The organism is Acinetobacter sp. OYA S30 (assembly GCF_033599315.1).
Lineage (GTDB): Bacteria > Pseudomonadota > Gammaproteobacteria > Pseudomonadales > Moraxellaceae > Acinetobacter > Acinetobacter baumannii.
This window is the reverse complement of record NZ_JAWVAV010000036.1, coordinates 24,081-32,491: the sequence shown is the minus strand read 5'-3', so window position 1 is coordinate 32,491 and position 8,411 is coordinate 24,081. Positions and strand designations below refer to the sequence as shown.

8 protein-coding genes are annotated in these 8,411 nt (G+C 38.1%); 5 read left to right on the top strand and 3 right to left on the bottom strand.

Annotated features, from left to right (window positions below):
• Positions 1–113: 113 nt before the first annotated feature.
• Both R5R67_RS15415 and cysK read left to right on the top strand, forming a co-directional pair.
• Positions 114–656 (top strand): GNAT family N-acetyltransferase, encoded by a 543-nt coding sequence (locus R5R67_RS15415; RefSeq protein WP_114289431.1) that lies wholly within the window; start codon positions 114–116, stop codon positions 654–656.
• 207 nt (positions 657–863) lie between these two features.
• Positions 864–1,862, top strand: coding sequence for a cysteine synthase A (gene cysK / locus R5R67_RS15410; RefSeq protein WP_114289433.1), 999 nt, complete (start codon positions 864–866; stop codon positions 1,860–1,862).
• Between the two features lie 55 nt (positions 1,863–1,917).
• Here the strand turns inward: cysK and R5R67_RS15405 are convergent, their stop codons facing one another.
• The 3 genes from R5R67_RS15405 to R5R67_RS15395 form a co-directional block, all read right to left on the bottom strand.
• Positions 1,918–2,526, bottom strand: coding sequence for a lytic transglycosylase domain-containing protein (locus R5R67_RS15405; protein WP_000667181.1), 609 nt, complete (start codon positions 2,524–2,526; stop codon positions 1,918–1,920).
• A 308-nt stretch (positions 2,527–2,834) separates the two neighbouring features.
• The gene (locus tag R5R67_RS15400) at positions 2,835–3,401 is read right to left on the bottom strand and encodes a flavodoxin family protein (protein ID WP_000859325.1); all 567 of its coding nucleotides are present in this window, start codon (positions 3,399–3,401) and stop codon (positions 2,835–2,837) included.
• A 16-nt stretch (positions 3,402–3,417) separates the two neighbouring features.
• Complete coding sequence (locus R5R67_RS15395) at positions 3,418–3,903, bottom strand: DUF2938 domain-containing protein (RefSeq protein ID WP_001098169.1); 486 nt, start codon at positions 3,901–3,903, stop codon at positions 3,418–3,420.
• Between the two features lie 81 nt (positions 3,904–3,984).
• Here R5R67_RS15395 and R5R67_RS15390 point away from each other — a divergent pair, with 81 nt between their 5' ends.
• The 3 genes from R5R67_RS15390 to R5R67_RS15380 all read left to right on the top strand — a co-directional run bounded on the left by R5R67_RS15390 (position 3,985) and on the right by R5R67_RS15380 (position 8,389).
• Entirely contained in the window at positions 3,985–4,389 is a 405-nt protein-coding gene (locus tag R5R67_RS15390; RefSeq protein ID WP_000350995.1) for a helix-turn-helix domain-containing protein, read from the top strand.
• Positions 4,390–4,536: 147 nt separating this feature from the next.
• Positions 4,537–5,796: an esterase-like activity of phytase family protein gene (locus R5R67_RS15385; protein ID WP_318754965.1), complete on the top strand. Its 1,260-nt coding sequence runs from the start codon at positions 4,537–4,539 to the stop codon at positions 5,794–5,796.
• Between the two features lie 214 nt (positions 5,797–6,010).
• Complete coding sequence (locus tag R5R67_RS15380; RefSeq protein WP_000102049.1) at positions 6,011–8,389, top strand: YgiQ family radical SAM protein; 2,379 nt, start codon at positions 6,011–6,013, stop codon at positions 8,387–8,389.
• Positions 8,390–8,411: the final 22 nt, after the last annotated feature.

Sequence of the window (8,411 nt, the reverse complement as noted above, 5' to 3'; positions counted from 1 at the left end):
TAATAAAGAATTATTTGAAGAATTATTAAAACTAAAATAATGGAATAAAGAATAATTTCATAATATTCCAATATTTGCTTAATCTATAAATAGTTCAAATTGAGTTTTCATCTATGCAGTTCAAAATTATCGCAGCCCAAGATCTAGATAGAAATCAACGTCATCAGATTGCTGAGTTATGTTTTTCTGCTTTTGATGAAGATCCTTGGAGTCAATATGCTTTTATGCAAAAAGCTATTCATGTCGTCGGTATATTAAACAATCAAATTGTCTCACATGCCTTATGGACGGATAGAGCTTTTACCATAAATGGTAGTTCCGATGTGAAAACTGCTTATGTAGAGTATGTGACCACTGATTACACGATGAGAGGTAAGGGGATTGCATCACAATTATTAAAATATTTAGTAGAGACATTAACTCATCTGGAATATGAGCTTGCTGCATTACAACCAGAAGATGAAGCATTTTATGAAAAATTAGGATGGACTGTTTGGAAAGGAAATTTATCTATCAAACAAGACACTTGTAGTTATCTAACGGATGAGTATGAAATTATGCTATATCCTTTAAATATTCAGATGAAAGACCAGCTATCAAATAGTTCAGAAGAGGACACTATTTGTGCAGATTGGCGAGAAGGTGAACTTTGGTAGTAATTATACTTGGGCTTTAATGCTGCAGCGTAAGTTTACTTTAGATTGGATATCTATATATTTTAAGTATTTGATTTTACTATTTTTATATCTTTTTATTTTTAATATAAATTCCATTTTTTATTTTACTTCACTTTTTCTACTTTCCTGTTTAACTGACAAGCCTATAATGATTCAGAATCATTCCAAATCTAATAAGGATATAACATGTCTACTGATCCACAATTCCCAACACCCAATAATTTAGGTATCGCAGTTTATTCAAATAATGCAGAAGCTATTGGTAATACTCCTTTAGTACGTATTAATCGTTTGATTAAAACTGATGCAATTGTATTAGCCAAAGTAGAAAGTCGTAACCCAGCTTTTTCTGTGAAATGTCGTATCGGGGCGGCACTTATTGCAGATGCGGAAAAGCGTGGTGTGCTAAAAGAAGGCATGCATATTGTTGAACCAACCAGTGGTAATACTGGTATTGCATTGGCGTTCGTAGCGGCGGCAAAAGGTTATTCCATTACTTTAACTATGCCTGCAAGTATGAGCCTTGAACGTAGAAAAGTGTTAAAAGCACTCGGTGCCAATTTAGTCCTAACAGAACCAGCGAAGGGAATGAAAGGTGCAGTTGATGAAGCTGTGCGATTAGCAACTGAACAGCCAGAAATTTATTTCTTGCCACAACAGTTTGAAAACCCAGCTAATCCACAAATTCATGTTGATACGACTGGACCAGAAATCTGGCAAGCAACAGGTGGGCAAGTTGATATCTTGGTAGCTGGTGTAGGTACAGGAGGTACGATTACGGGTATTTCTCGTTATTTTGAACAAGTTCAGAATAAGCCATTGTACTCAGTAGCAGTTGAACCTGCTGAGTCTCCAATTATTACTCAAACAAAAAAAGGTGAGAACATTACACCAGCACCGCATAAAATTCAGGGAATTGGAGCAAACTTTATTCCAAAGAATCTTGATTTAGATCTGGTTGATGAAGTCTTACCAGTGAGTAGTGAAGAAGCAATTCAATGGGCGAGAAATTGTGCCACCCAAGAAGGTATTTTAGTGGGTATTTCGAGCGGTGCTGCATTGGCAGCAGCGGCTAAAATTGCAGAACGTTCTGAAAATGCAGGTAAAACAATTGTTGTTATTCTTCCAGATAGTGGGGAACGCTATTTATCTTCTGTTTTATTTGAAGGTTTATTTGACGAATAAAATTAACCATATAAAAAAGCCCATTAATAAATGGGCTTTTTTATTTAATCTTAATTTATAAAGCACTTTTTAAAGTTTTCTGATGACGTTTCACAGATCGAGCATATTTTTTTGCTTTGTGGCGTGTCCAGAAACTTCGTTCATATCCTGTTGGACCAACATTATAATATGCTGTCGCTTTGAACCAGCTATCTGCTGTCTGATAGTAATGATTTAAAATATAAGCACCACATTGGATGTTGGTAGATTCATCATACAAGTTACCAGCACAAGTTTGTTGCCAATAACTGGGAATAATTTGTGTTAACCCAATAGCCCCGGTGGGAGAGCGAGCATTACTATTATAGCTAGACTCTTGCCTGATCACGGCTGCCAATAAAAGCGGTGGAACATTATATCTATCAGCGCTTTGAATAATCATTGGAGATAGGCGATTTGCTGTACTTGGCGGAACGGAATAAGCTTTTTGTAAGCCAGACGAAAGCTTACTTGAGCGCCAAGAAAATGAACCGCTATTAGGGCCTAAACTTGTACATCCCGTCATTATTGTCATCAACGCAATAATAAAGAATTTGAGACTAAGGCGCTGTAATTGTGATGGTGCAAAATGATCTTGAGCTAAAGATGAGGTAAGCAAAATACAAAACCAATAATCAAATTTCAAATGAAATGATGGTATTCAGCCGTATTTATCGGATCAATATAAGTTCTGTTGCTCAGCCCAAGCAAAAAGTAAGATTTTTGTATTATTGAAATGAAAAAACCCCGACATCCTGTCGAGGTTTCTTCGTATTCAGCTTTATGTAGCTAACTCCTGTCAACTACCGCTTCCTGCGTTCTTATTCTTCTTCAATGAGACTTCCTGTCTCTCTATGATTTATATGTTATGAAAAAATACTTAAGTTGAATATCCGTTAATGACCCCAAATTTTGTACGTTTTAACTTACAGACGTTCTTTTTCAACTATGGAGTTAAGTCCCTTGATAAGCATTTAAGGTCAATGCAAAATTTTCACCAAATTGTTGAGCAGTTTTAATATCTCCCTCATCAAAACCATCTGCATTACTAGCATGTTCAGCCTGAGCCATTAAACCTGACCATGAACCGAGTCGGTTAGCTGCTTGTGTATAGGCAACACCTTGATGCTGTTCTGGTAGAATTGGGTTACCTACCCATAACATGCCGTGTTGCATGCAAAAAGTAAAAATTGAAATTAGTGTGGATTGTTTATCACCAGCAGGAAGAGATGAAACGGTAAACCCAGCTGCTAATTTCCCTTTAAAACTTTGTTTTTTCCATAATGGTCCAGTTGCATCCATGAGCTGTTTTAACTTGGAAGATACACCACCTAAATAAGTAGGAGATCCCCAAATTAATCCATCATATTGGATAAGAATTTCTGGACGCTCGTTAAGATCCTCGGCATTGAGTAAATCTGCTTTAATATTGTGATGGCTCAAGATGCCAATTTGAATTTGCTGAGCAATAAATTGGGTGTGGCCTTGGCGACTATGGTAAATAATGGCAACAGTTTTCATGGAAATTTCCCTTTATTTAAATTTGAAATAGTTTTGCAGTGAGATATAAACCACAGCCAAAAACACTATGGTTCAGCAAACTTTTCAGACAGTTCAAAAAAGGATGAGGTGTTTTTGATGAGGCAAAACCACTACCCATAGCTGGTTGCATAATAAAAAAAGGAATAAGAACGGTGACCAAACCAAACAGTAGTGCTGAGTAAAACTGAGGGTGGTCGAGCCAAGTCGAACCTACAATTAAAAGAAAGCTCAATACAAAGATAATTCCGACACTATAGTGAGCAATCCAGCCTAATAAATATTCCCCTTTCATTGGGGGACTTTTAGCAATAGATTGATGGACGAGTTTTCCTTGAAATATCCAGCCCACCCAACGTCCAAGAAAGGCAAAGTTTAGAGTCGGGACCTTAAATATTTTTAGGATTAACAGCCATATATCCATAACGATGGTAGCACCAATACCAAGACATAAAGCTTGGAAGAACAGAGTGGAGGTATTCATTTTTACACCTTGCTTTTATACGTATGAAACGTGATAAATTTATTGTGCAAGTTAAAGTTCACTTGAAGTCAAGAGGGTATTATGGATATTGGTGAAGTCGCTAAGAAGGCAAAAGTCACAACGGCTACCCTACGTTTTTATGAAGAGAAAGGACTAATTAAATCGATAGGGCGGCAAGGCTTACGTCGACAATATGGCAAACAAGTAATTGATCAACTGGCATTAATTGCTTTAGGTCGTGCTGCAGGATTTTCTTTAAATGAAATTGCCACAATGTTTGGGCAAGATGGTAAGCCTGATCTTGACCGTCAAAAACTAAAAGATAAAGCTGAACAATTAGAGCAAATGGCAAAGCGATTGCATTTTATCAGCCAGGGATTAGAACACGCTGCTGTATGTCCTGCTGAAAATCATATGGAATGTCCCACTTTCCAAAAATTTTTAAAAGCAGCAATTGCTGGAGAATATCAGCCAACAAAACTTTAATTAGCTTTACTAATAAGTTCAGTTTTCTATTGGGTGCTAAACAATAGGCTTGTCATATTTTCGCCATAAAGATTTCATATTTTTGAAGCAAAAACTTCATACAAGCTTGATTAAATTTGCTTAATTTTTTACCAACTGTATAAAATCATGAGCAAAAAAACTTTAGTCGCATTATTATGCTGTGCCAGTTTAGGATTGACGGCATGTAACGATGATAACGATCAAGATCAAACTTCACCTACTGAAAACGTTACCGAACCAACTCTAATTTCTTTTGCTAAGTTACCTGTAGAAACTTATGCTGCTGGACCAGACTCAGGGGCATATGTGAAAGGTGCAAATGGAATTTATCCTCCGTTTAAAGGTCAACCTGTACAGGGATTTTCTGCTGCATTAAAAAATGAAGATGGCAGTTATATAGCAATGGCCGATAACGGTTTTGGGACTCAAGATAATTCATCAGACTTTTTACTTCGTATTTATAAAATAAAGCCTGATTTCAAAACTAAAACTAAAGGCACCGGTCAAGTTACTGTGCAAAGTTTTATCCAACTGCGTGATCCGAATAAATTAATTCCATTTAATATCATCAATGGTAATACACCTGAGCGTTTATTAACGGGTGCTGATTTTGACCCAGAGTCGATGCAGCGTACTAGTGATGGGACCTACTGGATTGGAGATGAATTTGGTCCATATTTACTCCATTTCTCAGCAGATGGTGTACTTTTAGACGCTCCGATTCCTTTACCAAATCCATTAAATCCAACTCAAGAATTACGTTCACCACAAAATCAATTTAATAAAGCACAAATTAATTTTGTGGAACCTCTTGTTCAACAAAGTGGCGGTTTTGAAGGAATGGCGATTTCGCCAGATGGGCAGTATCTTTACCCTCTTATAGAAAAGCCAATTAAATCAATTCGGGAAACAGAAAGACAATTGTTGATTTCCCAATTCGATATTAAGAAAAAAGCGTATACAGGAAAATATTATTGGTTCCAGTTAGACAGTAAAGCAACCAATATTGGTGATTTCCAACTCTTTAATGATAAAGAAGGGATCATTATTGAACGTGATGCCACGCAGAATAATTTAGGCGGCTATAAAAAATTAATCCGTATTAAATTAAATGAGCCAGGCCAGTTGGTCAACCGCGAAGACTTAGTCGATTTAATTAAAATTGCTAACCCGAATATGTTGTATGGCACAGCTAGAGCAGGGGATATTGGTACGGGACAGGTTTTTGCCTTCCCATTTGAAACCATTGAAGATGTAATTATTGAAAATGGTACAACACTGACGGTTTTCAATGATAATAACTTCCCTGGGTCGACGGGACGTAATGCAAAGTTGGCCGATGATAACGAGATTATTCAGATTCGTTTACCAAAAGCTCTCTTCTAAGTCATATAAATAAATGAGTTCGATCTGCGGCGGATTTTATTCCGCCGTATTTAATCTAAGAATAAAATATTGAGTAAACTTTAATCAAATTAATTTCTATATTGTTGTTTTCGCGTGTTTTATAAACAAGGAAAATGAATGAAATTCATGTTAAAATGATCGGCTTTCATCTTTAGATGTCTCTCCTCCATCTGCTAGCCGAGATTCGCAAGCCATGTCTACCGCTTATACTATGCAAACTGCGCCAAAAGCGTTGTTTGATTACGACAAATATTGGGCGTCGTGTTTTGAACCAGCGCCATTTTTGCCGATGTCACGAGAAGAAATGGACCAACTCGGCTGGGATGCGTGTGACTTTATTCTAGTCTGTGGCGATGCTTATATTGATCATCCATCATTTGTATCGGGTGTGATTGGACGGGTATTGGAAGCGCAAGGTTTCCGTGTCGGTATTATTGCACAGCCAGACTGGACCAATGTTGAAAGTTTCCGTGTATTGGGTAAGCCAACGATTGCTTGGGGAGTGACTGCGGGCAATATGGATTCGATGATCAACCGCTATACGGCAGATCGTAAAATCCGTTCGGATGATGCATATTCTCCAAACAATGAACCAAATAAACGCCCTGACCGTGCGGCAACGGTTTATTGCCAACGTTGTCGTGAAGCATTCCCAGATGTACCTGTACTATTAGGTGGTATTGAAGGTAGTTTACGTCGTATTGCGCACTATGATTATTGGTCAGACAAAGTCCGTCGTTCAATTTTGATGGATTCAAAAGCCGATATGCTTATGTATGGTAATGGTGAACGTGCCATTATCGATGTGATGCACCGTTTGGCTAAAGGTGAAAAAATCCACGAAATTACAGATGTTCGTGGTACAGCATTTATTATTAATAAACATAACAAAGCGGCTAAAGCAAAATTTGTTGAAATTGCCAGTAATGATGTAGATACGATTGGGCGTGTTGACCCAATTATTAACCCATATGTCATGACTGAAGATATTGATGGTTGTGAAATTGAGAAAGATAAAGGCAACACACTAGCTCAATATCAAGGTTTTCAAAAAGAAATTGTTGCAAATCCGATTGTACGTGAAGGCGACCAACTTGATGAAAATACTCAGATTGTTCAGCTAAAGCCTGCTCAGTCAAAAGCGATTAAACACAAGTTACCTCCGCGAGAATTGGCTGTAATTCGTTTACCTTCTTTTGAAGAAGTGGCAAATGATCAAGTACTTTATGCACATGCAAACCGTATTTTGCACCTTGAAACCAACCCGGGTAATGCACGTGCTTTGGTTCAACGTCATGGTGAGCGTGATGTCTGGATCAATCCACCTCCAATTCCTCTAACTACAGAGGAAATGGATTATGTATTTGATTTGCCATATGCACGTTTGCCGCATCCTGCATATGGAGATGCGCGTTTCCCTGCATTTGATATGATCAAATTCTCGGTCAATATTATGCGTGGCTGTTTTGGTGGTTGTACATTCTGTTCGATTACAGAACATGAAGGCCGTATTATCCAAAACCGTTCGGAAGATTCGATCTTACGTGAGATCGAGAAAATTCGTGATACAGCGCCGAACTTCACCGGTATTATTTCAGACTTAGGTGGTCCAACAGCAAACATGTACCGTTTGCATTGTAAAGACCCTGAAATTGAGAAGAACTGTCGTAAACCTTCTTGTGTATATCCGGGTGTTTGTCAAAACTTGCATACCGACCATGCACCTTTAGTACAGCTTTATCGTAAAGCACGTGCGATTAAAGGGGTGAAGAAGATTCTGATTGGATCGGGATTACGTTATGACCTTGCAGTATTGAATCCTGAATATGTCAAAGAGCTGGTACAACACCATGTTGGCGGTTATTTAAAAATTGCACCAGAGCATACTGAACAAGGCCCTTTATCTAAGATGATGAAACCGGGTATTGGTACGTATGACCGTTTCAAACAAATGTTTGATCGCTTTAGTAAAGAAGCAGGAAAAGAGCAATATTTAATTCCTTACTTTATTGCTGCACACCCAGGTACTTCTGATTATGACATGATGCATCTTGCGATCTGGCTGAAGAAGAATGGTTTCCGTGCCGATCAGGTACAGACGTTCTACCCATCACCGATGGCAACTGCGACAACCATGTATTATTCAGGGAAAAACCCACTCGCAAAAGTGGCGCGTTACACTGAAAATGTAGACATTGTAAAAGGTGAAAAACGCCGTCGTCTGCACAAAGCATTCTTACGTTACCACGATCCAAATAACTGGCCATTACTTCGTGAAGCACTTAAAGAAATGGGCCGTGCTGATTTAATTGGTAATTCAAAGCAACATTTAATTCCAACTTATCAACCGAAAGGGGCGGAAGGAGAATATAAATCTGCACGTAAGAAGAACTCGACTGTTGCGGGCGATTCAGTGAAGCGTTCAGGTCAAACAGTTCAAAATAAAAATCAGCATAAACGACCGCAAAAAGGGCAGGTACTGACTCAACATACGGGTCTACCACCTCGTGAGACAGGTGAAAAGAGACCATTTGGTGGTAAAAGTAAACCAAAATCAAAAGCTCGTGGATAACGATAAAAAAGGCTCTGTTTAA